The following is a 22542-nucleotide window of genomic DNA, read 5'->3' as shown; positions in this document are numbered from 1 at the left end:
TAGGTCGGCATCGTTCTAGCCGAGTTCGCTGTGCCGCTGCTGCAGAGTGCCCAGGGCCTTCTCGACGTCAAGTTCGACATGGACGCCGGCCGAACTCTGGCTGCGCAGCGGCGTATAGGTTCCGGCGCCCCCGGACCGGCCGTACTGCTTGGCCCCGGCCTTGCTCGAGCAGGACAGCGACTTGGCCTTGCCCACCGTCATCTCGGCGAAAGAGCTGCAGGGGAAGGGCTCTACGTCGTTGAAGTCGATAATGAACCGCCCGTCCAGCCGGACCCGGACCTTGTCCTCGGCGATCTCGGGATCCGAACTGAGCACCTTCACCTCGGACTCCAGCGAGCAACTGGTGGCCGAGCACTTCTCGTCCGGCCGGCCGGTGATCACCTCGAAGCGCGCGTCGGGCGTCGTCTTCAGCTGCGGCGCAAGGCCGATCAGGTCGGCGTAGCTCTGGCCCACCTGTTCGGCGTTCATCTCGAGCACGTCGACGCCGTCGGTGGTCGGGATCGTCGGCAGGTCTGCAGCCTGGAACGAGGCCGTCTCCACCCGCGTTTCCTCGGCCGACGGGGCGGCTGTCTGCGAGATCGGGCGCAGGAAACCGTCGGTCACGTGCAGCAGAGTGTGCGGTGCGGCCTTGGTCACGTAGATCCGGCCCTGCGGGGTGCTGGCCACGAAAGCCTCGACGTCGTTGACCATCACGGCAGTGTTCTCGGCGTCGGCGGCCGGTTCGGTGGCCGATTCCAGGTCGGAGAACCGGTCGTCGACGAAGGGGTCCGGGGCGAAATCCGTCTCCGGATCGGCCAGCGCGCTCGCGAGCCGCTCGGCCAGCGCGGCAGGGGAAGCCGGAAGCACGGTCTGCGTGTGCAGCTGCTCCAGGCTGGCGTCGCTGATCCGGGTCCAGGTCTCGTCGGGCATCTCCTCGTAGCTCAACAGGGACGGCAGCAGCAGGAACGCCTCGGACTGGTCGGCGTTCAGGTAGGTGGCGCCGTCGATCCGGACGATCGGGGTGTCGTTGTACTGGTAGGTCCCGGTCAGGTCTCCGTGCCGGGACATCCGGACGTTGTAGTCCAGACTGCCCAGCGCCATGCCCTCGGCCTCCTTCAGCGAGTTCACCGCTTCCTGGAAGGGAGCCGGCCCGGAGGCCACACCGCTGCCGCTGCGGCCGTCCTCGCCGCGCGATACCGCGATGAGCGCGACCGCCCCGAAGGCCAGGATCAGAAGCAACCCGAGCCCTCCGCCGATCGCCACCACCTTCGCGTCGTTACTCTTCAAAACCCCACTCATCCATGCCTTGAGAAACACTGATCCGCAGTTCCCGCCCCCCGAACGGACCGCCGGAGCGAGACTAACCAGCCCAGACTGGTCAAAAAGGTCTTTTGGCACGAGACCTGTCACAGATCACAGTGTTTGCCGGGCGGCGACCTCACTCACCCCGAACGGCCGCCCGCCAGCAGGGTGAGCGACCGCTGTCCGCTCATGTGCCGCGCCTGGCGACCGAATAAGTGACTCGTGAGTCGCAGACCGAGCCTGCCGGAGCAGGCCCGCCACGAGGCAGCCTCACGCCTGGTCGGACTCGGTCTGTACCACGAGGCGCAGAGCTTGCTCAGCATCGACGAGACCCCCGATGCCGAGCTCGGCATGCTGTCCGCGCTGCTGGCCGGGGACCCTCGGGCGGCGGCGAAGTTCCTGGGCCGCCGAATGATGGCCAAGAACGCCCGCACCGGCGAGGTCGACCTGATCCGCGGGTGCATCGCCCTGGTCTCCGGACACGCCGAGGCGCTGGAGAGCACGCGCTCGGTGCTGGAGCGGATGGAGCCGAAAAGCCGCGACTGGACGGCCTTCGCGGTGAGTGCGGCTCCGCACGACCTGCGCGGTGCGGCCGAGGCGGCGGCGTCGGTACCTGATTACCTGGCGCACACCGTGCTCGCGGTGCGGGCCGCCGCGCTGGCGGCCGAGGGCCGGGCCGACGAGGCACAGAACCTGCTGGAAGCGGCGCGCGGCAACGATGTGGGCGACGACCCGCACCGCCGCGCGATCGACCTGCTGAAGCTGCACGGCCACGATTCGGCCGGGCAGGCGCTGGAAGCCGCCAAGTTCAACCGGCGCCCGCTGGGCGAATCACTGGCCCGTCACATGGATTCCTGGCGGCGCCGGCGCAGCGAGCGCGACTTGCGCTGCCGCTGCGCCACCACGCCCGAGCTGGTCGGGGAGATCTCGCGGTACTACGTGAACTGGCACCTGGAACTGCTGGAACACCTGACGCCTGCAGACCAGGGGGACGCTTCCTGGCGGATCCTGTTCTGCGCCCGCAGCGGGGTGCGTTACCTGGACCGTGCGTCGATCCCGGTCTCCGTGCGGATCGGCGCGTTCAGCGAACCTCTGGAAGCCGAGTCGGTCGAGGCGATCGGCTAACGACGCCCGCCGAACCGGCGCGCCAGGACCACCCCGATGAGCAGGGCCAGCACGAACAGGACGCCGATCTCGCCCGCGGACAGGGCGAACATCAGCGCACCAGGCCCGGAGCGGCCCGGAAGACCTCGCCCTCACCGGAGAGCGTGATCGGCCCGGCGGTGGCGGTGACGAAGGCGGAGTGCCCACTCTCCAGTGAGACCGAGACTCCGCCGGCGGTGACCGTGACCGAGCCCTTGGTGCACAGCACGATCTGCGGGCCGCTGACCGAGGCGTCGGTGCCGCGCTCGGCATTCACCGCGACCCGGCTGAGCTGGAAGTCCGCGACCGGCGGACGCCAGGCGACCTCTTCGTCGGCGAGCGCGGTGAGGTTGCTGTCGCCGGAGGCCAGCGGGTGCGTGTCGACCACGTCGAGCAGTTCCCCGACGTTGATCTCCTTGCTGGTCAGGCCGCAACGCAGGACGTTGTCGGAACCGGCCATGATCTCCACGCCGAGTCCGCTGAGGTAGGCGTGCGGCACCCCGGCGTCGACGAAGACGGTCTGGCCGGGGACCATCCGCACCAGGTCGAACAGCAGCGGGGCGAGCACCAGCGGGTCGGCCGGGTGCAGGCCGATCAGCCGGTCCAGCCAGCCGAAGACCTCGGGGTAGTCCGGGCTGCCCTCGGCGGTGAGCCGGCTGCTGCCGGCGGCGACCTCGGCGACCAGCGCCGCGCGGTCCTCCACCGGCCAGGTGACCAGGAGTTCCAGACCGGCCCGCAGGCGTGCGTCCTCTTCCTGGCCGGGGGTCTCGAGCGCCTCGATCAGCGGCTGCAGGCGGGGCGCGCGCAGCCGGCTGAGCAGCATCGCGACCTGGGCCGGCGGGCGGAAGCCGTACAGCGCCTCGATCGGCTCGAGCGCGTAGAGCATCTCCGGCTTGTGGAACTCGTCCACGTAGGGCGAGTCCGGACCGGGGGTGTACATCTGCCGGGCGCGCTCGGCGGTCGGGTGCACCTGCACCGACAGCGGCCGCGCGATGGCCAGGATCTTGAACAGGTAGGGCAGACGGGCGCCGAAGCGCTCCAGCACGTCGCGGCCCAGCACCTGCTCGCCGAACCGCTCGATCGCCTCGGGCAGCGGCAGTTCCTGGCCGTTCGGCAGCACCAGCACCGACGGCGCGGAGGGGTGCGTGCCCATCCACAGCTCGGCCTCGGGGCCGCCGCTGGGGGTACGGCTCTGCAGCAGGGCGAGCGCCGAGGTGGAACCCCAGTCGTAGTCCCGGATGGAGTTGCGCATCGCGGTCACGGCCGGAACCGCGGTCAGGGCGTGCTCGTTTGCCGAAGGATCAGCGGTCCAGGCCGTCATGCGCGTCACCCTACCCGTCCGCCTGCCCGCTTTGACGCGACTACCGGCCGAAAGCGCCGATCCAGCCTGATGTTCGGGACGATGTCACCCGGCCGGAATCCCTCGGTCACTCTCGGTGGTCTCGTGGTTCCGTCGGATCAAACAAAGGACGTTGTGGCTGGCCCCGGCGCGAACGTCGGGTTCGCGCCCGGATCGCCTGAGGATCAGTTCACGGACGGTTCGGCGTCCGCGGCCAGAGCCAGCAGATCGTCGGCGATCCGGCCGGGCTCGGCGCTGAGCAGCTGCCCGCCGTCTCCGTAGTACCAGCTCACCCGGGCCCGGGGCAGACCCCCGAGTGCTTCGGCGATACCGGTGCGGGTGGCCGTACCGCCGCCCTGCGGGTCCGGCACACCGTCGGGCGGCACCACCGGGCAGAGCACCGTGGGCACCCCGACCAGCGGGTACCAGGCCCGGGGCTCGCCCAGGAAGACCGAGCGGGCGATGGACTGGCGCTGCCGGACCGCCGGGTCCTGTGTGTCCTCCGGGTTGATCGGCAGGTCCGGGTTCTCGGTAGCCCAGTAGCCCTCGAACGAGGGGTAACGCCAGGCCGGGCGGGTCCAGCCGCCGTCGATGCAGCACAGGCCGCTCAGCCCGTCGCGCCGGGCGGCCAGCGAGAGCACCACGTTGGCGCCCCAGCCGTGCCCGACCACGATCGGCGAGCGGGCGCCGGTGTAGCCGAGCTGGTCGAGCAGGGTGGACAGGTCGTCGGCGCAGGTGTCGGTGTCGAACCCGGCGGCCGGAGACTCCGAGCGGCCGTGACCGCGCAGGTCCACCGCGGCGACCTCGTGCCCGGCCCCGACCAGCCGGCCGGCCACCGGCCCCCACACCGAGGAGTCCGAGGACTCGCCGTGCACCAGCAGGAACGGCCGCAGCGGGGCCTCGATCCGGGCCACCGCCAGGGCCGGGCCGTCGATCAGCTGCACCGTCTGGACTGCTGAGGAAGTGCCCTGCTCGACCGGCATCGTCCGCCCCTCGGTCCGTGATCCACCCGTGCGTCGGGTGGTCGGTGTGACGCCTCTCGACCGTAGATGATCCCGGCCCGTCCTGCCCGGCGACGCAACCAGGAGATCAAGGCGGGCCGAGCACGCCCGGCGCGCACCTCGTCCCCCATTTGGTTCTTGGTGGTGAGCAGGACGCAATGCGCAGTGCGCGGGCCGGAGGGGGACGGCCGGGCGGTTGCGAGATGGTGCCAGAATGGCCCCATGCCTGAGACTCCCCCCGCGCGTCCTCGGCTGCTGTCCGGAATGCAGCCGACCTCCGACTCCCTGCACCTGGGGAACTACATCGGGGCGCTGGCCAACTGGGTGGAGCTGCAGGAGCAGTTCGAGGCGTACTTCTTCATCGCCGATCTGCACACGATCACCATGGGCCACGACCCCAAGGCGCTGCGCGCCCGCTCGCACCGCTACATCGCCCAGTACCTGGCCGCGGGCATCGACCCGGCCAAGTCGGTGCTGTTCGCGCAGAGCCACGTGCCCGAGCACCCGCGCCTGTCCTGGGTGCTGGAGTGCCTGACCGGGTTCGGCGAGGCCGGCCGGATGACCCAGTTCAAGGACAAGTCGCAGAAGGACGGCACCGAGGGCGCCACCGTCGGGCTGTTCACCTACCCGATCCTGCAGGCCGCCGACATCCTGCTGTACCGGCCCGCCGTGGTCCCGGTCGGTGAGGACCAGCGTCAGCACCTGGAACTCACCCGCGACCTGGCCCAGCGGTTCAACAAGCGGTTCGGCAAGACCTTCCGGGTGCCCGAGGCGCACATCGTCAAGGCCACCGCCAAGATCGTCGACCTGCAGAACCCGGACAAGAAGATGAGCGGCAGCATCGGCGGCCCGGGCTGCCTGTGGCTGCTGGACGACCCCAAGGTCTCGGCCAAGAAGATCCGCTCCGCGGTCACCGACACCGGGCGCGAGGTCACCTTCGACCCGGCCGGCAAGCCGGGTGTCTCCAATCTGCTGACCATCCTCTCGGTGCTCAGCAGCACGCCGGTCGAGACCCTGGTGGAGAAGTTCGCCGGGGCCGGTTACGGCGACCTGAAGAAGGAGGTCGCGGCCGCGTACGAGGAGTTCGCCGGCCCGATCGCCGAGAAGGCCAACGCCCTGATCGCCGATCCGGGCACGCTGGACGACATCCTCGCCGACGGGGCGGCGAGGGCCCAGGAGACGACCGCGCGGGTGCTCGCCGAGGTCTACGACCGGGTCGGGTTCCTGCCTCCGAAGCGGTGAGTGAGATGCCGCAGTCGCCTCCCACGATGAGCATGGCGGTGCTGAGGCCGCCGGCCGACGACGTGGTGACCATCGGGGTGGTGCTGGACATCCCGCAGCCGCACGGTGATTTCCTGCGCCGCTGCCGGGCCGACTTCGGCGATCCGCTGGCGCAGGAGATCCCGCCGCACATCACGTTGCTGCCGCCCACCCCGGTGCCGCACGACGAGGACCAGGCGATCCAGGACCACCTGGCCGCGGTGGCCGCGGTGACCGCGCCGTTCCGGATCGTCATGTCCGGCACCGGCTCGTTCCGGCCGATCTCGCCGGTGGTGTTCGTGAAGCTCGGCGAGGGCGCCGAGCACTGCGCCGACCTGCAGCGTCTGCTGCGCACCGGACCGCTCAAGCGCACCCTGGAGTTCGACTACCACCCGCACGTCACGGTGGCCCACCACCTGGACGACGCGGCGATGGACCGGGCCGAGAGCGCGCTGGCCGACTACCAGGCGCAGTTCGAGGCCACCGGGCTGAACTTCTACGAACACGACGGGGACGGGGTCTGGCAGCTGCGCCGGCGCTTCGGATTTCGCGGTTGATCCGATCTTCGGACGCGCAGGTGACCCGGTTTGCTGGAAACTAGGCGCGTGAGCGAGACGACGACTGCCTCCAAGTCCCCGGCCGGGTTCCTCGAACGAGCCAAACGCACTGTGGCGTGGCGGGCCTGGCAGCGGTACGGCAAGGCCCGCGGCGGCATCCTGGCCGGCGGTATGGCCTACGCCGCGTTCTTCTCGATCTTCCCCGCCCTGGCCGTCGGCTTCACCGTCTTCGGCCTGGTGGTCGGCGACGACGTGGACATGCAGAACAGCGTCGTCGAGGCGGTCAACGACGGTGTCGGCACGGTGATCATCAGCCCGGTCGGCGGCTCCGGCGGCATCGTCTCGATCGACACCCTGACCGGCTCCAGCGAGCTCACCATCGCTGGCATCATCGGTCTGGTCGGTTTCCTGTTCACCGGTCTGGGCTGGCTGGACGCCATGCGTGAGGGCATCCGGGCGATGTTCGGGCAGGCCACCCAGGAGGCCAACTTCGTCCTGGCCAAGGTCCGCGACCTGGGCGTGCTGGTCAGCATCGGCCTGGTGATGCTGCTCTCGGCGATCTCCGGCATCTTCGTCAGCGCCTCGACCGGGGTGATCCTGGGCTGGATCGGCATCGACGAGGGCTCGGGCATCGGCCGGGTGGTGCTGGGCTGCGCCGGGACCCTGCTGGTGCTCGGCGTCGACATCCTGATCTTCATCCTGCTGTTCCGCCTGCTGTCCGGGGTGCGGCTGCCCAACCACGACCTGTGGGACGCGGCGCTGTTCGGCGGGATCGGCCTGGGCATCCTGAAACTGCTGTCCGGCGTGCTGCTGAACGGCGCCTCGAACAACAAGTTCCTGGCCACCGCCGGAGTGGCACTGATCCTGCTGGTCTGGCTCAACCTGGTCTGCCGGCTGACCCTGGTGGCGGCGGCCTGGGGGGCCACCCAGGCGATCGATCGTGGGCACCTGGCCGACACGCTGGCCCTGCCGGAGTCCACCATCACCGTCGAGCGGGTGCGCGCCGGTGTCGCCGGGCGTTCCGGACCGGCCGCCTCGGCCAACCCGGCGGCGGCGGGGATTCGTACTGCGGTTCCGGTGCCGCCCGCCGCTTATACGCCGGTGGTGAGTCCGCGTGCGGCTGACCGAGTTTCGGTTGCTGCTGGTGCGGTGCTGGGTGCGGCCGGTTTTGCCGTGGCCCGGACCGCCGTGGGTGCGGCGCGTTCGGTGGGCAGCGTGTTCCGCCGGGACGAGGACTGAGAGCTGGCCTGCCCTTTCGAGGGCAGGCCAGCTCTACGGCCCGGACGTCAGAGCTTGCGCTTGAAGATGTCCTTGACCTTGTTGGTGTCGCCACCGACCAGGTTGCTCGCGTCGCTCTCGAACACCACGGCCTTGGCCTTGGTGGTGAGGACGAAGCCGTAGCTCGCGGCGTTGGGCATCTTCTTCGCGCCGGTCACGGAGACGACCTTGAGCTTGTTGGTCTTCAGATCCCGGATGAAGATGTCCCGGACCGTCCCGGTGTAACCCTTCTTCACGTTCGGGTCCGTGCTGGCGAAAGCCAGGTAACGGCCGTCCGAAGAGACGGACGTGTCGGCGGCCGACCTGCTGGTCCGCTCGCCGTCCACCCGGGACACCACCCGGCTGGTGATCCGAGTGCTCAGGTCGCGCACGTAGGCGTCGAACTGGTGCCGCTGCTCGGCGGGCCCGTCCACCAGGTCGGCCTGCGCCCCGGACATCACGATGACCTTGCCGTTCGCGGAGATCGACACCGGGACGCTGCCGTAGCCCCGACTGGAGTTGTTGGCCTGGGAACCGTCGGTCTTCACGCTGACCCGCTTGGTGGTGCCCGTGCTCAGGCTGTGCACGAAGACGTCCGAGGCGTTGTTGGTGTCCTTCGGCACCAGGTTCCGGGCGTACGACGAGAACGCCACCACGTTGCCGTTGCCGGAGATCAGCGGGGCTGAACTGCCGCGTTCGTCGAAGTGGGTCGGGGAGCCCGGGTTGGTCGACACCACAGCGTTGTCGGACTGCTTACCCTTGGACGAGACGGAGACCCGGGTGAACTTGTTCGTCCGCAGGTCCTTGACGAAGATGTCCCTGGTCCCGTTCGTGTCGTTGGGAACGAACTCTGTGCTCCCCGACGAGAAGGCCACCAGCCGGCCGTCCGCACTGATCGACGGGCTCTCCCCGCCGCCCTCGCCGCCCTTGACCGAGACCCGCTTGGTGACACCGGTCTTCATGTCCCGCACGAAGACGTCGACCTTGTTGTTCGTGTCACCGGCGACGAGGTTGTCCGCCGCGGAGTCGAAGACGACGTACCGGCCGTTCGCCGAGATGCCGTTGTATCCGCTGAACATCGCCGTGCTGGCCTCGCCGCGCTCGGCGGACCAGGTGACCTTCTCGGTCTTCCCGGTGACCGTGTCGCGGCGGTAGAGCTCCTGGTTGCCGTTGCTGTCGCCCTTCACCAGATTGGTTGCGCTGGAAAGGAAAAGCACGTAGCGGCCGTCGGGCGTGACTGCCCCGAGCAGGCTGTAGGCGTTGGCCTGCTTGCCGTTGATCCCCAGCGAGACCCGGGTCGGCTTGGGCGCGGCTGCCTCGGCGCTCTGCGTGAGCAGGGTGACGCCGAGCAGACCGACCGTGACCGTCGCGGTGGCGCCGACCCTGGTAAAGACGCGGCTTCTGCGCGTTCTCATGTTTCCTGACCTTCTGCTGGACGGGGCCTAGAACCGAACGCGACACTAATCGCTCGCGGCGCACGCCGTACACGAAATGGTGCAAGTAACTCCGGACCGCGCGAATGCCACGCTGTGCAGGCCAGCCGGATCGGCTCCAGGCCGGCGCCATGCGTATGCGCAGCGGGCCACTTGCGCCCGCGCTCGGTCGCCACAGGCAGGGGCGAACTCGCTCAGGGCAGCCTTCAGAAAAGGGTCTTTGCGCCCGGTTTCAGCTTCTTGTAGTCCGGCTTGAGGCCGTCGAGGGTCCGGAACTTCACGAGGCGAGGTCCGTGAGAAACGCGTCGGCGCTGTCATGGTCAGCGAACCGGCCCGCCTGCAGATCAGCCGTGGCCTCGCGCTCGCGCTGCTGCCACTCCCTCTCCCAGAACCAAGCTTGGGACGCGGGGATGGCCGCCTGCGGACGCACCTCTAGGACACCGTCCGCACGCTCCGTGATCTCTACCTGGGCACCGGGCTTGTCCAGCCCGTACCGCCGCCGAAGCTCGCTGGGCAGCGCGAACAGGCCTCGCGACTGTAGGGCAATGAATCCATGGAAAAGAGCGCCTGTCACGTCGATCCCCCTTACACCCGGTCAGCCAGCCTGACCCAGGCTAACTGCGGACATCCCTCCGGGAGATTTTCGCTCAGGCAATGACCGACGGCAGGCTTATCCGAGCCCGCCTGCGCTGACTCTCGCTTCGCTCCCCTACGCACCCCGGCCTCGCGTGGGCATCTGCAAACAGCACAGGTGAGTGGTACCAATCTGGCACCAATGACTTTCTCGATGTCAAGCCGAGTGGAGAGCACCATGGCCATCACCGCAACCGAAGCCCGCAAACGCCTCTTCCCCTTGATCGAGGAAGTCAACAACGACCAGCAGGTCGTCGAGATCTTGTCCAAGGGCGGCACCGCCTTCCTCGTGCCGGAAGAGCAGTGGCGGCGCATTCAGGAGACCCTGTTCCTGATGTCCGACCCGCAGGTCGCCAACCGGCTCCGCAAGTCCGTTGCGCAGGCAGAGGCCGGCTTGGCCCAAGAGCGGGAGCTGATCGACCCCGATACCTGATCGCATCCTCACCTTCACCACCCAGGACAAGGACGATTACCAGTCCTGGGTGGCACAAGAAGCCCACGCTTCGGCGGATCAACCGCATGATCGACGAAACTCGCCGCACCCCGGAGGAAGGGATCGGCAGACCTGAACCCCTGGTCGCCGAGTGGGCCGGGTACTGGTCCCGACGCGTGACCGAGGGCGACCGTATGGTCTACAGCTTCACCGAGAAACAACTCGTGATCGTCCTTCTGCGAGGCCACTACTACGATCACTGAATCCGGGCCCATGGCACGGTCCCGCTGAGGCCATGAACCACCTGCCGTCTAAAGATCCAGGTCCACGACGACCGGAGAATGGTCGCTCCAGCGCTCGGCGTAGGTCGGCGCGAGGTCGACCTCGGCGGTAGTGGCGAGAGCGGCCAGGCCAGGGTTGGCGATGGCGTAATCGATGCGCCAGCCCGCTCCGGTGTCCAAGGGCCGTCGTTAACCTACCCAATGTATTAGAATCGTACATTGGGGGTGGTCGCATGGTTCGGGCACCACGTAAGGCTCTGATCTACGTCCGGCAGTCAACGTACAAGGAAGAGTCGATCTCGCCGGAAGTTCAGATCGAGCAATGCCTTTCGCACTGCCGACGCGAGGGGTACGAGGTCATTGGGGAGCCGGTGATGGACCTCGATCTCTCCGGGCGGACGTTCACGAAGCGCAAGATTCAGCCACTGATCGACCGCGTTCGCGACGGCGAGGCGAACACGGTTGTCGTCTGGCGCTGGTCGCGTTGGGGCCGGAATCTGGTCGAGTCGCTGCGCTGCATTGCGGAGCTGAAGCAGGTGGGTGGCCGCCTCGAATCCGCTACCGAGCCCATCGACGCCAGCACCCCGGCCGGCCGCTTCAGCGTCACCCAGATGCTCGCGATCGCCGAGTTCCAGTCTGACCAGATCGGCGAATCGTGGCGCGACGCGCGCCGGGCGATGATCGCCAAGGGGCTGCCGTCTCACGGTGGCCCGAGGTTGGGCTATGTGTACGACAAGCCCGCCAAGCGCTACACCATCGATCCTGTCACCGGACCGATCTTCCGTGAGTGCTATGAGATGTACCGTGACGGCAAGTCGATGCATGCCCTCGTGCTTCATCTTCGTGACCGCGATGTGCGCAGCCTCTTGGGCAATCCGATGTCTGAGAGCGCGCTACGCGGCTACCTCGATAGCGGCTTTGCCGCAGGCCTGATCGTGCTCAACAAGCCAGAAACCTTCTTCTCCGAGGATCGAATGGAGGAGTTGGGGATCGGTACTACCGAGCGGCCCGTGTTCCTGCCCGGAAGCTGGGACCCGATCATCTCCGAAGATCTTTGGCTCTCCTACCGGGAGCGGCGCCGGGTCCAGGCGCTCAAGCCGAAGCGTTCGCGTAATCCGCGGCAGCACCTCAGCGGGCATCTGCGTTGCGCAGGTTGCGGGAAGCGAATGCTCTATCGGCCTGAGAGATCGCGGTGGGTTTGTTGCTCCCAGCTCACGAAGGACGGGGCGCCGTGCCCGGTGCACGTCAGTGTGAGCAACTCTGAGGCGACCGAGTTCACCAAGGACTGGCTTCGGTCGCTGGCTGGCGAATACGGCGAGTCTTTCGATTCCTTGGTCGCCGAGCAGATGAAGCGCCAGGACGCCAACACCGACCGCGATGCCGTGCAAAGCCAACTGCTCACCGAAGAACGCCGGCGCGAGAACCTGGTCCGAGCCGTATCCACGGGAGCGTTCGAGGCTGCCGATGTGGCGGACGAGATGCGGCTGATTAAGAAGGAGATTGAACGGCTGAAAATTGTCCTCGCAAGCTTGAAACGCCAAGGCGATCGCATCCAAACACCTTCAGACGGCTTTCTGCAGCTCCTACAGAACTGGGAGGCCGCAGATGCTTCCACGGCCAGCGTTCTCTTGGAGCAAGTTCTGGAAGGGATCTACGTCTACCCGTTCCGTACCCGTCCCCGCATGAGCGCTCGGGCCGTATGGGAGAGCGAGAAGAAGATTCCGCGCGCGGAACCACCGGACCTGGACTTCAGCCAGGGACGGACGTGCACCAAGTGCCAGGAGTGGAAGCCACGGAGTGAGTTCACGATCTATGGACCGGCCCGGAAGATGAAGCCCAGATGCAAGCTCTGCACCGCCGCCTATACGCGCGAATGGCAGCGATCGAGGAGAGCCTGAACGACGGGTAGAACGGATCCATGTCTGCTCACCATCGCATCAGATCGACCCAAAGCCCACCCGTGGCGCCGATTGACAATCAGGCCATCCCAAAAGACCAGCGCAGCTAGCCTTCATCTGCTTGGATACTCCTTGTGGCAATGAGTTGGGTTCCGTTGTGGGCACGAGGCGACGACGACGGCGTAAAGGCATATCGGGAGACTCTCTACGAAGGCGTTCCCGAGCACCTGTTTTCGTCACTCCGATCCTGGCTTATCTCTGCTCTCGCAGACGATTACGAGATCATGGGCCGGGAGTTGCGGGTTGCAGTCGAGCCGCACTCCGGCTCGGCATCAGCTGTCAGTGCCCTACTCAGAAATCCCGACCGGCGTGACGATCTACTGCTAGCCGCCGCAGATTGGATCCTCCACCGCTGGTACGGTATGGACGACTATGAACGGACGGTCGAAGAAGATCAGCTGATCTCCGAATTGGTTCAACTCTTAGAGCAAAGCGGTTCCGCCTGGAAGGTCTCGCTCGCAGAACCCTACTGGCGGCTGATGCGTCGGGTCTCTCCCGAACTTCAGAGTCAAGCTGATCTTGTTGTGCCCAGCGGGACGACGGCTGGCTCAGAAATTGGCCTTGCGTGGGCCGCCGCCTTTGGGCTGAAACCGGACTACCCGAAGGCGTTTCAGCACGCTGTCACGGCGGTCGAATCAGAAGCACTGCAGCTGTTCATCCCAAAGGATGGCGCGGGCACCCTCGGTAAAGCGATCGCGCATTTGTCGCTGAAGCCTGAGCGCTACACCGTAGCAGGCCTGGATGACAAGAAGTCTGACTCTGCAGCAACACTTCTCGGAATGCTGCGCATGCTATGGGACAACCAAGAACGTCATGCTCCGCCGAATGGCGCTGCCCCGGAACCAGCTAGTGAAGAGCAGGCGGTGGCCGCAGTGACCGTAGCAGTCACACTGGTTCAGTGGTTCCAGGCCGGAACCATTCGCGAAGCCAATGGATCTTCGTAAACTACTACTGGAAATGGGTTTTAGCTCGCTCTCCTGCTACGGACGGACTTCGCCCTCATAGCCTCGGCAGCTGAGAGCTAAGGCGGCCGTCCCGGGCCAATCGAGCAACTTCCCCAGCTGCGATCAGAGCAAAGCCTTCAAGCGCTACGCCGCGTTCGACAGCCCGCGCAGCGAATGGCCAGTACTTGGGCTCTTCGGCCGACACCTTCCGTGGCTGTCTCATAGGTTTCGCTCGTCTCGCGCTGCGTCACGTCGGTTCTTCAGGTCACGCGCCACGTCAGCCGCGAGCCGAGCCTGCCCCTGGTTGTATCCGTGGCCAACGAGCTTCCAGGACGACCGGACTACGACATCGGGGGCGGGTTGCTGCTCAGCATCGGCGGAGTCCTGCCGGCGGTAGGCGCTTCGTGCGGCCCGTAGTTCGCCGAGGGTGGTGGAGTAGCGGCGGGATTTGGATGAGACATGGCCCCGGTAGCCGAGATCCTTGCCCCACTTGCGGAGTTTCAGGTGCTCCAGCTCGGGCCGTTCGGCCAGGGCCCAGGCAGTGTGCACCATCGTGGCGGCGTGTCGTCCGCGGGGTGTCTGGTCCCAGTTCTGGGGGTTCCAGCCGGTCTCTTCGCTACCCTTGGATGCGTATTTGGCGACGTAGGCAGCTACTTTGGCGATGCTTTCGCCGCGTTCGAGGTTTTCGCCGATGTCACGGACGTCAACTTGCTGCCCCCACCGCAGCGCCCAGGACTGACCGGCGCTGGCCTCCTGGGTAATGAGGACAGCACTGGCAGCGGACAGCACGGCTTCTTTCAGCGCGGCTGCAGTGGCCCAGGCGGGTGCGGGTGCCAGGTCGGTGGGGTTGTCGGTGCGTCCGTCCAGGCGGATGACGGCGTGGACGTGGACCAGGCCGCGCCGTTGGAACTCGATCACCTTCACGTACGAAGGTCGCAGTACTTGCCGCAGGTGGGTGATCGGAACGCCCGCGTGCCGGGCGAGGTGACGGGGTAGGTAGATGCAGAAGCGTTCCCACAGGCGCCCGAGGTTGGCTTGCCAGATCACCGCAGCTTCGTAGTCGTAGCAGTCCCTGCACAGCGGGGTTCCGACTTGCGGATCAGCTTCGGCGTGCCGGGCGAAGCACGCGACGGGGCGCCCGTGTTCGCAGTCCGGACCGCGCCGAGGACGGCAGATTCCGCGTGCGTCGCGGTGATCGCCGCGTGTGACCTTCGTGCGGCCGGCCGGTCGGGAGGAGTGAACGGCGCCGAAGGATGGGGCGGTCAGGGTGATGAACACCCGGGGGTGCCCGGCGACGGTTTCGGGGACTCCTTTGCCGCCGGCCAGTCCAGCCTTGACCAGTTGGAACAGGTCGCCTTGGTAGATCCGGGCGCAGGACGGGCAGACGGCTGCGCGGCGGTTGCGGCAGCGGATCAGGATGATGCCGTCCGGGGCATTGCGGCTGCTGAACTCGTGATCGACGCGGCCGGTGGCTTTGTCGATGATGCGGGTGGAGCCGCGCATGTGCAGGGGGTGGGAGCAGCCGCCGATGCGCTGGACTTGCTTGAGCCAGTCCCGGTGATCGGGACGGTTGACTTGCTCGATCAACTCGGCCAACTCGGGGGCCAGGCCCAGGCCAAGCGTCAGTTGCCGATCAGCGTGCTTGTCAGCGCTTTTCTGTTTCCGTGGAGCCTGTTTCGCCATCCAACCACCTACCTAATGTTCGCCATTGCTGGTGTGGTGCCGGGGAGCCCGGCCCGTCCGAGGCGGAGTGAGCGCTGCGGACGGGCCGGCCGGGAACGCGGTGAATGGTCACGATGACCTCCTGAAATGAACTGTTCTGAGGGTTGTTTAGAGGAGTCCGGTTCCCCGGCAGCGACGGCAACGCAACTGCCGGCCGCTCTCGTTCTTGCAGGTCCGGTCCCAGCTGGGAACGCAGGTGTCGCCAATACCGCGACAGGCGGGGCAGTCCACGTCAGCGAACCCGCGCAGGGCCGAAGTCGGGCGCTGGCTCGGGCGAGGGTGGTTCACGTGATGCTCCAGGTGCTGATCCAGTCGAACACGGTCTGCACCGCCTCTGAGACTGAGGGGGCGATGACGGAGCCTGCGAGGAAGAACCCGAACAGGAAGCTGCAGAACACCTGGAATCCGCGCAGTTCACCGGATCGCCAGATCGCCCAGAGGACGGCGCCGAACACCAGGACGGCCAGGGTGGGCAGGTCCACTACCAGGCACCTCCCAACCGCACCCGCTGTACCGCGGCATCGACTTCGGGCAGGTCCAGCCGCAGACTCGCGTACTGGCTGGCCAGCGCGGCAGCTTCGGTGATGTCCATTGGGTCGCTGCGGACCAGGTGCCAGGCCCCGGAGTCGTCCCCGGACACCGCGACCCCCGCCAGATCAGCCGGGATCTTCTGTGCCTCCACCACCGACTCAGCGGGAAGGCCGGCCAGGGTCATGCCGGCGGTTTCGGCGTCGGCGACCCGGTGACAGACCCGCCCGGCCAGCTGCGCCCGCAGCAGCGTCGCCCCCGGTCCGAGATCCGAGCCGAACCGTTGCCCGGAGATCCACAGGTGGATGCCGAGGGCCGCGCCGAGTTGGCCCAGGCGCACCAGGCCCTGGATGCACCGGGTGGTCTCCTCCTTACCGGCCCGATCGACCGACAGCATCAGTTTGGCGACTTCATCGACCACGACGACGATCGGCCATGGGCGCACCGGCACGGGCAGTTCCCAGATCGAGCGGGCGCCGTGTTCCTGACACGTCATCGCCCGCAGTTCGAGCACCCCGAGCAGACCCTCGATCGCCGCGACAGCCTCAGCCCGGTTAACCGCCAACGCTGACAGGCGCGGACCGAACGGCGACAATTCCATCCCGTTCTTCGCGTCGATACCGACCAGACCGACCGGGCGCCGCGCGAGTTCGGACAACATCCGGACCGTCAGGGTCGATTTGCCCGAGCGGGTGGCCCCACACACCAGGTAATGAGGGCGGCGAGTCAGATCCAGTTGCCAGGGATGGCTGTCTTCCCGGATACCGACACTCACCGACAGATCCGCCGGCGTCACCTCGATCTGATCAGGAACAACCAGATCAGTGGGGTACTCGGCTCGTTCCTGGCCATCCTGATCACTGGCCGGAACATCAACCGGACCAGCAGCGACCGCCTGAGCTTGCCGGGGCTTGGGGTGCCGGAGCGGATCGAAACCCAGCCCGACCAGGGTCCCGAACCCCGGACGAGGCACCTCCACCCGGACCCGGTGAACCCGCCAGGCATGCGCCAAACCTTCGGCCGCCCGCTCGAACTGGGCCGGAGTCTGCCCCGGCGCCAGCCGCACCCGAACCTCCAGACCACTGGCCCGGATCTTCAACCCGATCCGGCGCGGAGAAACAACTTTCAGAGGTGTTCCCCGCACGATCAACCCACCAGCGGGACCGTCCAGCAGCCCGAACCGTCCCGATCGAGCCGCCGGGACCGCCAGTCCGAGTTCCTCGCAGGCTGCTGACCAGGTACGCAGCATCCACCACACCGCAACCGGCGCCCCGAACACCGGCCACCACGACCACGGCCGTGCCTCCCGCAACCGGCCCGCCATCCGCCAAACCAGCATCCCGAGCACGATCAGAGCCAGCAGAGCCACTGGCGCAGCTGCACCGAAGATCGCTGTGAAGCCGTCCGCGATCCGGCGCAGCACCCACACCATTGCAACCAGGGCAACGACTTTCAGCAGGAGGGAGCTCATCGGGCCTCACCCCGGCTCGTCGCACCCGGACCTGCCGATGCAGCACTCGAGCTACTCGGCCGACCACCCGCCGGAGCCTGCATCGGCGCCAGAGCCGAGGCCCGCCAGGCCACACCCGAGCGACCATCCCGGTCCCACGGCGTCGCCTCCAGATCCGAAACCCGCACCGGAGCACCCAAGATCAGGCCCTGCGGTTCCCCGACGACCGTCACTTGAATCACCGAGGAGTTGCGGCCCTGGATCGCGCAGACCCCGACCGAGTACATCGTCTGACCGGTCTCCCGGTCCTTACGCAGCTCCCCGGTATCGGGGTTCGCCACCCTCGGTTCGGGCAGCATCACGCACAACCACGCCTCGAACGCCGAGACGTTCACAGGAATCGTCCTCATCCAGACCACCGGCTCTCCGTAGACCACTCATCAACTCGTTATGACGAGTGCGGTGATCAGTAGACGCCGTGGACGCCCGAGAGTCAACTACTTATGATGACGAGTGAACGAGTCGGAACTCGCCGGACACAGCCGGACACCACGAACCGGACCGGACACCAGCACAGACGATCAGGTTCGTAGCCGCAGATCGCACCAGGAAGAGAGGGGCCGAGCCCATGGGCAAGCCGCCCGCGCACGAGAACGACGCCACCGTCGGCACCTCGTCACCGACGTTTCACGCTGACAGCGCGCCCGACCGCACGGCTCGAGCCCTCAGGGCGCGCCTGCCCCGCTACGAACAGATCGCCCTCACCCTGCGAGAGCGCATCGAGAACGGCGACCTACCCCCCGGCAAGGCCATCCCCAGCGAGACCGCGATGATCGCCGAGTTCGGCGTTTCCCGGATCACCGTCCGCCACGCCATCGCAGCCCTACGCGCCGCCGGCCTCATCACCACTGAACACGGCCGAGCCTCTCGCGTACGCCAACCCTTCACCTTCGCAGCGGGACTCGTCCTCGAGTTCGACCCGTCCATCATCCTGTCCGACGCCTCTGACGGGCCGCGCTATCAGACGTGGGATGCACAAGGCTGGGCCGAGGTCGAGACGCCATCCCGCTACCGCACCGAGGCCGGATCTTACGCCATGGCCCTTGCAATTCGGCCCTCAGAACCGGTTTTCGTCCTGGAGCGCCAGCTCCTGCATGTTGGCGGCACGCAGGTCATGCACCGCGTCTGGCTCCCGTTCGCCGTCGTCGACGATCTCCACCTGGACGACAACCCGTTCCGGTTGCCGGCGGATCTCTACCAGGTCTTCAGCGAAGCCGGTCATCCGCTCACCTGGACCGACCGCACCCGCGCCGAGATGCCCCGTCCTGACGATGCAGCCACCCTCGACATCAGCCCTGGAATCCCGCTGATCATCCACGTTCGGATCACGCACGGGCAAGACGATCGGCCGCTGCTAGTCGAAGAGACCCGCATTCCAGCAGATCGAGCCACTCTGATCAGCCGTCCCAGCTGAGTCCACCCTGGAAAGACAGTAGGAGCCCAGCAGTTCAGGCGTTCGGCTCACCTTCCGTTACCACGCCCCGACTCCCGATAAACCCCGCAGTTCCAGCCCGGTCCAGGTCTGTGCTCCGCACAGGCGCCTGCAGACGAGGCGAGTCAGGGCGGGGTTGATCGCGAGCCTCCCGGGGCGCGGTACACGGTGCCCGCAGCGGGGCAGGGAAAACCACCCGGCCCCACCGCGAGACCACCATCGGGAGGGCAAGGTCATGACTCGCCGCCGTACCCCGCACTTCTGGTTCCCGGTCCTCCTGCTGCGCGATGCACTCGGTCGCTTTGCGCGAGTTCGCAGGCTCCTTGCGCCCAAGCGTCGCCGCCCCCGAGTCCGCCGCCCTACCCTGCCGGTCTTCGTGCAGCTCGAGCTCGACCTCGCGTAACCGGGAGCAGCCCCCGGGGAGCTGTAGAAAGTTGCCCTTACATCATCAAGCCGGACCGCTGGCGCGGTCCGGGGCCGTCCGCGCCGCGCGTGCGGCGCGGACGCCGGTCACGACGCGGCGGCCAGACCGCGTGACTACGAGCGCAGCTACGATCCGTCGAGCACGAGCCCTTGGATGCGTTGCAGGCAGACGCGAAGGTCCGAAAGCGTCGCCTCCTTGCTGCGCTGGCCCTGTTCCAGGACCGCGAGATAGGCCATGCACATGCCGATCTCGCGCTCGACTAGGGCCAGCCGTCGGAACTCCAGCGGTACCGACATGACTGCCCTCTCGTATCCGGTCATCGAAAGTTCCCCCGTCTCAGTGAATTGGCAAACGTGGACGGGCCAACCGGCCCAGGACCGGAGGGAAGAGATCTAAGCCGCGCTGCGTCCCTCATCACCGGGCGGCAGTCGCCGAGATTCCAGCAACAGCATCAGGCGGACGACCGTCGCTTCAGGAACCGCTCCCAGGACGACCACCGGCCGGCCATCGGGCGCGACGCCCGCACCAAGTTCCGGAAAGTCGGTGTCCGTGAAGCCGACGTCCCCGAGGCAACGACGAAGGCGAGCAGCGAGCCGACGCGCCCGGCGGTAGGACATCATCAGTTCCCGCGACTCCCCCGGACGCACCGACTGCCACGGCACGGTCAAGCTCTCTTCGCCACCGGCGAATGCTTCGTTCTCCAGGAAATCCCAGTCACGCGGGCTCATCGCGTCCCGGTCCGTGCGCGCATCACCCTTGGGCGCCTCGCGCCGGCCCCACTCTGGGCTGCTGTCCCCGTGACCGTCGTCCTCGTCTTGCTTCGTCAACTCTCGCTCCCACCTACCCCGAACATTTCTGCTCAAGGCACCGGCGAGCCAGACACGCGCGTCCGATTTATCACGCACGCCGACTACGCCCCGGTACCATCCGACACCGGGACGTGACACGTTCCAGCCGGGCCACCCTTCTCCCCGCATAGGAAACGGGGTGGCCCGGCCTCAGCTTCATCTCATGCGGCCGTCTCCCCTCGATCGACCGCCGCGACCGTCACGCGGAGGATGGTGGGGACCCCGGGCTCCTCCTCGACGCCGAAGACACCGGGGATCGCAGCAACCCTTCGCATCGCGACGCCGTGAGCCCATTGGCCGGCCGGTCCGTGCAGAAAGACCGTGAACCGCCCGGCCTCCCGCTCCTCGGTGACCGCAAGAGCCACGACGTTCACGCGCTCCAACGCCTTGACCAGAGCGGTTTGATTGAGGACGACTGCCACGGGCTCGATCACTCGGCTCACACCCAGCGGTACAGGGTGTCGACGACCCCGGTGGGGACGAGTTCCGGCAGCCGACCCGCGATGCTCAGCGACAAACGTCCCTCATTCGTCCGCTCCAACGCGATGTCGTCCTGTTCCAGCGGACGAGCCGGAGCATGGAGCCAACGACGGAGCCGATCCCGATCGACGACCGCCAGGCAGGTCGGCCCGAACCAGATCATCACGTGATCGAGGCGGGCCACGATCGACGCATCGGCGACCCGCCGTCCCTGCCGATCCGTGACCGCGAACTCGAGACGCCCCGTCCACAAGTTCGACGACCCCTTCGCCACGAGTGCCGGCCGAAGGCGCCGAAGGGAACCGGGGACAAGGCCACGGATGGGAATGCGCGGACCAGCAATCGCCTCGCTCACGCGGACCACCGCCGCACAGCCTGCGGCTCCATCGATTGGAGGACGAGAACGGTCAACCCACCGCTCTCCAGCTTGCGCCGCACCAGCTCCTGAACACGTGGCAGACGCCCCAGGTCGAGCGCCGAAGGCACCGCGACCGTTCGAACCCTGCACCGCTCAGCCGTAACCACCAGCGCGGACAACGCCGAGAAGGACGTCCCCGGCGTCCATTCCAAGAAGATCTCGCCGAGGGTGTACCCCTCCAGAGCGGCGTACGCGACCAGAAGCCGCCGCCCGTTCGTCACTTCGTCATCGGACGAGTCCGGCCGCACCGTCTGGTACCCGAACAGCATCGGACGCGGGTTCGTCCCCACGTCTTGGACCGGTTGCGCTCTCCCCGTCACGATCGCCCCGCGACGGCGTCCCCACGTAATCCCTCGCATGCCCTACAGGGTGCAGTCGCGCAAGGGTCGAAAGGTTGCCAGATTGGCAACCCCCTTATACCTCGCCGAGGACTCCGCAACGCTCGGCCAGCCCACGCAGTTCAGCGCCGGCCACCCTGCGGTGACTCTGGTTGAGCAAATCCCGCACGCCATCGCGGACCACCGGGCTCAGCCGAACCCGTAGGGGCGCAGAGCGCTCAGCCCGCCGGAACGCATCGATCGCGTCGCGATGCCGATCCATCCGCGAGAACGCGCGTCCCATGTCGACCCAGAGGTACGACATCCGCTCGCGCTGCTTCACCGGCCGAGATGCCAACGGACGCGCAGTCTCCAGCGCCGCCGCCGGGTTGCCCGACTCCACCTCGACAGCCACGCGATGCATGATCACGTTCCACGAACTGAATGACGTGTGCCGCGCGACCATCGTCGGCTCCTCAACCCGGGCCGCCAGGCTCATCGCGTCGTCCAACTGAGCCCGAGCCGTATCGATGTTGCCCAAGCTCGCATTGGTCGCCGCGCCCACCAAGAGGCAAGAACCCCGAGCAGCAAGGCTCTCGCTCTCACCCAGATCACTTGCATCGAAACCAGACTGAGCAACAGAAGCCGCCCGCCTCAACGCTCCCGAAGGCGTCAGCGCGTGAGCCTGCCCGTACGCCGCAAGCCCCAGCGTCGCCGGATCATTCGACGCCTCAGCCGCAGACCGCAGCCTCTCCGCGGCCATCCAGGCGAGGTCGAACTCCCCCATGTTCCGCGCGTAGAAGATCGCCGTGTACGCCGCTATCGCCACGCGCCGATGAGCCTCAGGCGAACCCGTCTCATCGGCAAGCTGCTGAGTCCAACGCAGGACATTGGGCACGATGCGTGCCTCATCCACGAGGTCGCACCGAGCCATGATCTGGTCCAGGCCATCGATGATGGCGGCAACTTCTTCCTCAGACCGCCCCGGCCCTTCTGGATCGAGCAGCGCCAACCGCGTCGCCTGCACCCCACGATGAGCGTCCGCATGTTTCTGCTCGCGCGGGGCGTACGGCTGACCGGTCAGATCAGCCACCGAGACTTCCAGCGCCTGAGCGATCGACGTCAACCGAGCCCGCGAGTCCACCGAGCGTTCCCCGCGCTCCAGCCTGGATAGGTACCCCTTGCTGATGCCAGCCAGCCCGGCCGCCTGATCCAAGCTCAGCCCGCGTGCCCTGCGGTATTGGCGGATGCGCGCACCGGTGTTCTCGACGTCACCCATGCGACCCCCCTCGCTATCGATGCACCGGAGGGTGACATTCTAACGACGGATCGACATTGCCCGA

At 67.2% G+C, this 22542-nt stretch carries 25 protein-coding genes; 9 read left to right on the top strand and 16 right to left on the bottom strand.

Features of this window, described 5'->3' with window-relative positions; genetic code table 11:
• Nucleotides 1-15: 15 nt before the first annotated feature.
• Complete coding sequence (locus LR394_RS21985) at nt 16-1266, bottom strand: hypothetical protein (RefSeq protein ID WP_231444914.1); 1251 nt, start codon at nt 1264-1266, stop codon at nt 16-18.
• Nucleotides 1267-1503: 237 nt separating this feature from the next.
• Between LR394_RS21985 and LR394_RS21980 the strand changes: the two genes are divergently transcribed.
• Nucleotides 1504-2406 carry a hypothetical protein gene (locus LR394_RS21980; RefSeq protein ID WP_231444912.1) on the top strand — a complete coding sequence of 301 codons (903 nt, stop codon included), beginning with the start codon at nt 1504-1506 and terminating at the stop codon, nt 2404-2406.
• Between the two features lie 91 nt (nt 2407-2497).
• Here LR394_RS21980 and manA read toward each other — a convergent pair whose 3' ends face one another.
• Complete coding sequence (gene manA, locus LR394_RS21975) at nt 2498-3745, bottom strand: mannose-6-phosphate isomerase, class I (RefSeq protein ID WP_231444910.1); 1248 nt, start codon at nt 3743-3745, stop codon at nt 2498-2500.
• 203 nt (nt 3746-3948) lie between these two features.
• The gene (locus LR394_RS21970) at nt 3949-4746 is read right to left on the bottom strand and encodes an alpha/beta fold hydrolase (RefSeq protein WP_231444908.1); all 798 of its coding nucleotides are present in this window, start codon (nt 4744-4746) and stop codon (nt 3949-3951) included.
• Nucleotides 4747-4986: 240 nt separating this feature from the next.
• Between LR394_RS21970 and trpS the strand changes: the two genes are divergently transcribed.
• The 3 genes from trpS to LR394_RS21955 are packed head-to-tail and all read left to right on the top strand — an operon-like array spanning nt 4987 to nt 7820.
• Entirely contained in the window at nt 4987-6006 is a 1020-nt protein-coding gene (gene trpS, locus LR394_RS21965) for a tryptophan--tRNA ligase (protein WP_231444906.1), read from the top strand.
• 5 nt (nt 6007-6011) lie between these two features.
• Nucleotides 6012-6581 (top strand): 2'-5' RNA ligase family protein, encoded by a 570-nt coding sequence (locus LR394_RS21960; protein WP_231444904.1) that lies wholly within the window; start codon nt 6012-6014, stop codon nt 6579-6581.
• A gap of 48 nt (nt 6582-6629) precedes the next feature.
• Complete coding sequence (locus LR394_RS21955) at nt 6630-7820, top strand: YihY/virulence factor BrkB family protein (RefSeq protein WP_231444902.1); 1191 nt, start codon at nt 6630-6632, stop codon at nt 7818-7820.
• Between the two features lie 47 nt (nt 7821-7867).
• On the opposite strand, the gene LR394_RS21950 is transcribed toward LR394_RS21955, so the two are convergent.
• On the bottom strand, nt 7868-9253 hold the full coding sequence (locus tag LR394_RS21950) for a TolB-like translocation protein (RefSeq protein WP_231444901.1): 1386 nt from the start codon (nt 9251-9253) through the stop codon (nt 7868-7870).
• Nucleotides 9254-9548: 295 nt separating this feature from the next.
• A complete protein-coding gene (locus LR394_RS21945) occupies nt 9549-9845 on the bottom strand; it encodes an AbrB/MazE/SpoVT family DNA-binding domain-containing protein (RefSeq protein ID WP_231444899.1) in 297 nt (98 codons plus the stop codon).
• A 237-nt stretch (nt 9846-10082) separates the two neighbouring features.
• Between LR394_RS21945 and LR394_RS21940 the strand changes: the two genes are divergently transcribed.
• Nucleotides 10083-10337, top strand: a complete 255-nt coding sequence (locus tag LR394_RS21940) for a type II toxin-antitoxin system Phd/YefM family antitoxin (RefSeq protein ID WP_231444897.1) — start codon at nt 10083-10085, stop codon at nt 10335-10337.
• A gap of 86 nt (nt 10338-10423) precedes the next feature.
• Nucleotides 10424-10600 carry a Txe/YoeB family addiction module toxin gene (locus tag LR394_RS21935; protein WP_231444895.1) on the top strand — a complete coding sequence of 59 codons (177 nt, stop codon included), beginning with the start codon at nt 10424-10426 and terminating at the stop codon, nt 10598-10600.
• Nucleotides 10601-10648: 48 nt separating this feature from the next.
• On the opposite strand, the gene LR394_RS21930 is transcribed toward LR394_RS21935, so the two are convergent.
• A complete protein-coding gene (locus tag LR394_RS21930) occupies nt 10649-10798 on the bottom strand; it encodes a hypothetical protein (protein ID WP_231444893.1) in 150 nt (49 codons plus the stop codon).
• Between the two features lie 53 nt (nt 10799-10851).
• On the opposite strand from LR394_RS21930, the gene LR394_RS21925 reads away from it, so the two are divergent.
• Together LR394_RS21925 and LR394_RS21920 are read left to right on the top strand one after the other, a co-directional pair.
• The gene (locus LR394_RS21925) at nt 10852-12516 is read left to right on the top strand and encodes a recombinase family protein (RefSeq protein WP_231444891.1); all 1665 of its coding nucleotides are present in this window, start codon (nt 10852-10854) and stop codon (nt 12514-12516) included.
• Nucleotides 12517-12938: 422 nt separating this feature from the next.
• On the top strand, nt 12939-13520 hold the full coding sequence (locus tag LR394_RS21920; protein WP_231444889.1) for a hypothetical protein: 582 nt from the start codon (nt 12939-12941) through the stop codon (nt 13518-13520).
• A 219-nt stretch (nt 13521-13739) separates the two neighbouring features.
• Here the strand turns inward: LR394_RS21920 and LR394_RS21915 are convergent, their stop codons facing one another.
• The 4 genes from LR394_RS21915 to LR394_RS21900 form a co-directional block, all read right to left on the bottom strand.
• The gene (locus LR394_RS21915) at nt 13740-15203 is read right to left on the bottom strand and encodes a replication initiator (protein WP_231444887.1); all 1464 of its coding nucleotides are present in this window, start codon (nt 15201-15203) and stop codon (nt 13740-13742) included.
• A 323-nt stretch (nt 15204-15526) separates the two neighbouring features.
• Entirely contained in the window at nt 15527-15724 is a 198-nt protein-coding gene (locus LR394_RS21910; RefSeq protein ID WP_231444885.1) for a hypothetical protein, read from the bottom strand.
• Nucleotides 15724-17241, bottom strand: a complete 1518-nt coding sequence (locus tag LR394_RS21905) for an FtsK/SpoIIIE domain-containing protein (protein ID WP_231444883.1) — start codon at nt 17239-17241, stop codon at nt 15724-15726. Before LR394_RS21905 ends, LR394_RS21910 begins: the two co-directional genes overlap by 1 nt.
• A complete protein-coding gene (locus LR394_RS21900) occupies nt 17238-17630 on the bottom strand; it encodes an SCO3933 family regulatory protein (RefSeq protein WP_231444881.1) in 393 nt (130 codons plus the stop codon). The genes LR394_RS21905 and LR394_RS21900 overlap by 4 nt, the downstream gene beginning before the upstream one ends.
• A 218-nt stretch (nt 17631-17848) precedes the next feature.
• Between LR394_RS21900 and LR394_RS21895 the strand changes: the two genes are divergently transcribed.
• A complete protein-coding gene (locus LR394_RS21895) occupies nt 17849-18694 on the top strand; it encodes a GntR family transcriptional regulator (RefSeq protein WP_231444880.1) in 846 nt (281 codons plus the stop codon).
• Nucleotides 18695-19261: 567 nt separating this feature from the next.
• Here the strand turns inward: LR394_RS21895 and LR394_RS21890 are convergent.
• From LR394_RS21890 to LR394_RS21865, 6 genes are all read right to left on the bottom strand, one after another.
• Nucleotides 19262-19456 (bottom strand): hypothetical protein, encoded by a 195-nt coding sequence (locus LR394_RS21890; RefSeq protein ID WP_231444878.1) that lies wholly within the window; start codon nt 19454-19456, stop codon nt 19262-19264.
• A gap of 72 nt (nt 19457-19528) precedes the next feature.
• A complete protein-coding gene (locus LR394_RS21885; protein ID WP_231444876.1) occupies nt 19529-19963 on the bottom strand; it encodes a hypothetical protein in 435 nt (144 codons plus the stop codon).
• 182 nt (nt 19964-20145) lie between these two features.
• A complete protein-coding gene (locus LR394_RS21880) occupies nt 20146-20418 on the bottom strand; it encodes a hypothetical protein (RefSeq protein ID WP_231444874.1) in 273 nt (90 codons plus the stop codon).
• Nucleotides 20419-20423: 5 nt separating this feature from the next.
• Entirely contained in the window at nt 20424-20819 is a 396-nt protein-coding gene (locus tag LR394_RS21875; protein WP_231444872.1) for a hypothetical protein, read from the bottom strand.
• Nucleotides 20816-21172: a hypothetical protein gene (locus LR394_RS21870; protein WP_231444869.1), complete on the bottom strand. Its 357-nt coding sequence runs from the start codon at nt 21170-21172 to the stop codon at nt 20816-20818. The genes LR394_RS21875 and LR394_RS21870 overlap by 4 nt, the downstream gene beginning before the upstream one ends.
• Nucleotides 21173-21296: 124 nt before the next feature.
• A complete protein-coding gene (locus LR394_RS21865) occupies nt 21297-22478 on the bottom strand; it encodes a helix-turn-helix domain-containing protein (protein ID WP_231444867.1) in 1182 nt (393 codons plus the stop codon).
• Nucleotides 22479-22542 lie beyond the last annotated feature (64 nt).

The organism is Kineosporia babensis (assembly GCF_021129305.1).
Classification (GTDB): domain Bacteria; phylum Actinomycetota; class Actinomycetes; order Actinomycetales; family Kineosporiaceae; genus Kineosporia; species Kineosporia babensis.
This window is presented reverse-complemented; position numbering and strand designations above follow the sequence as displayed.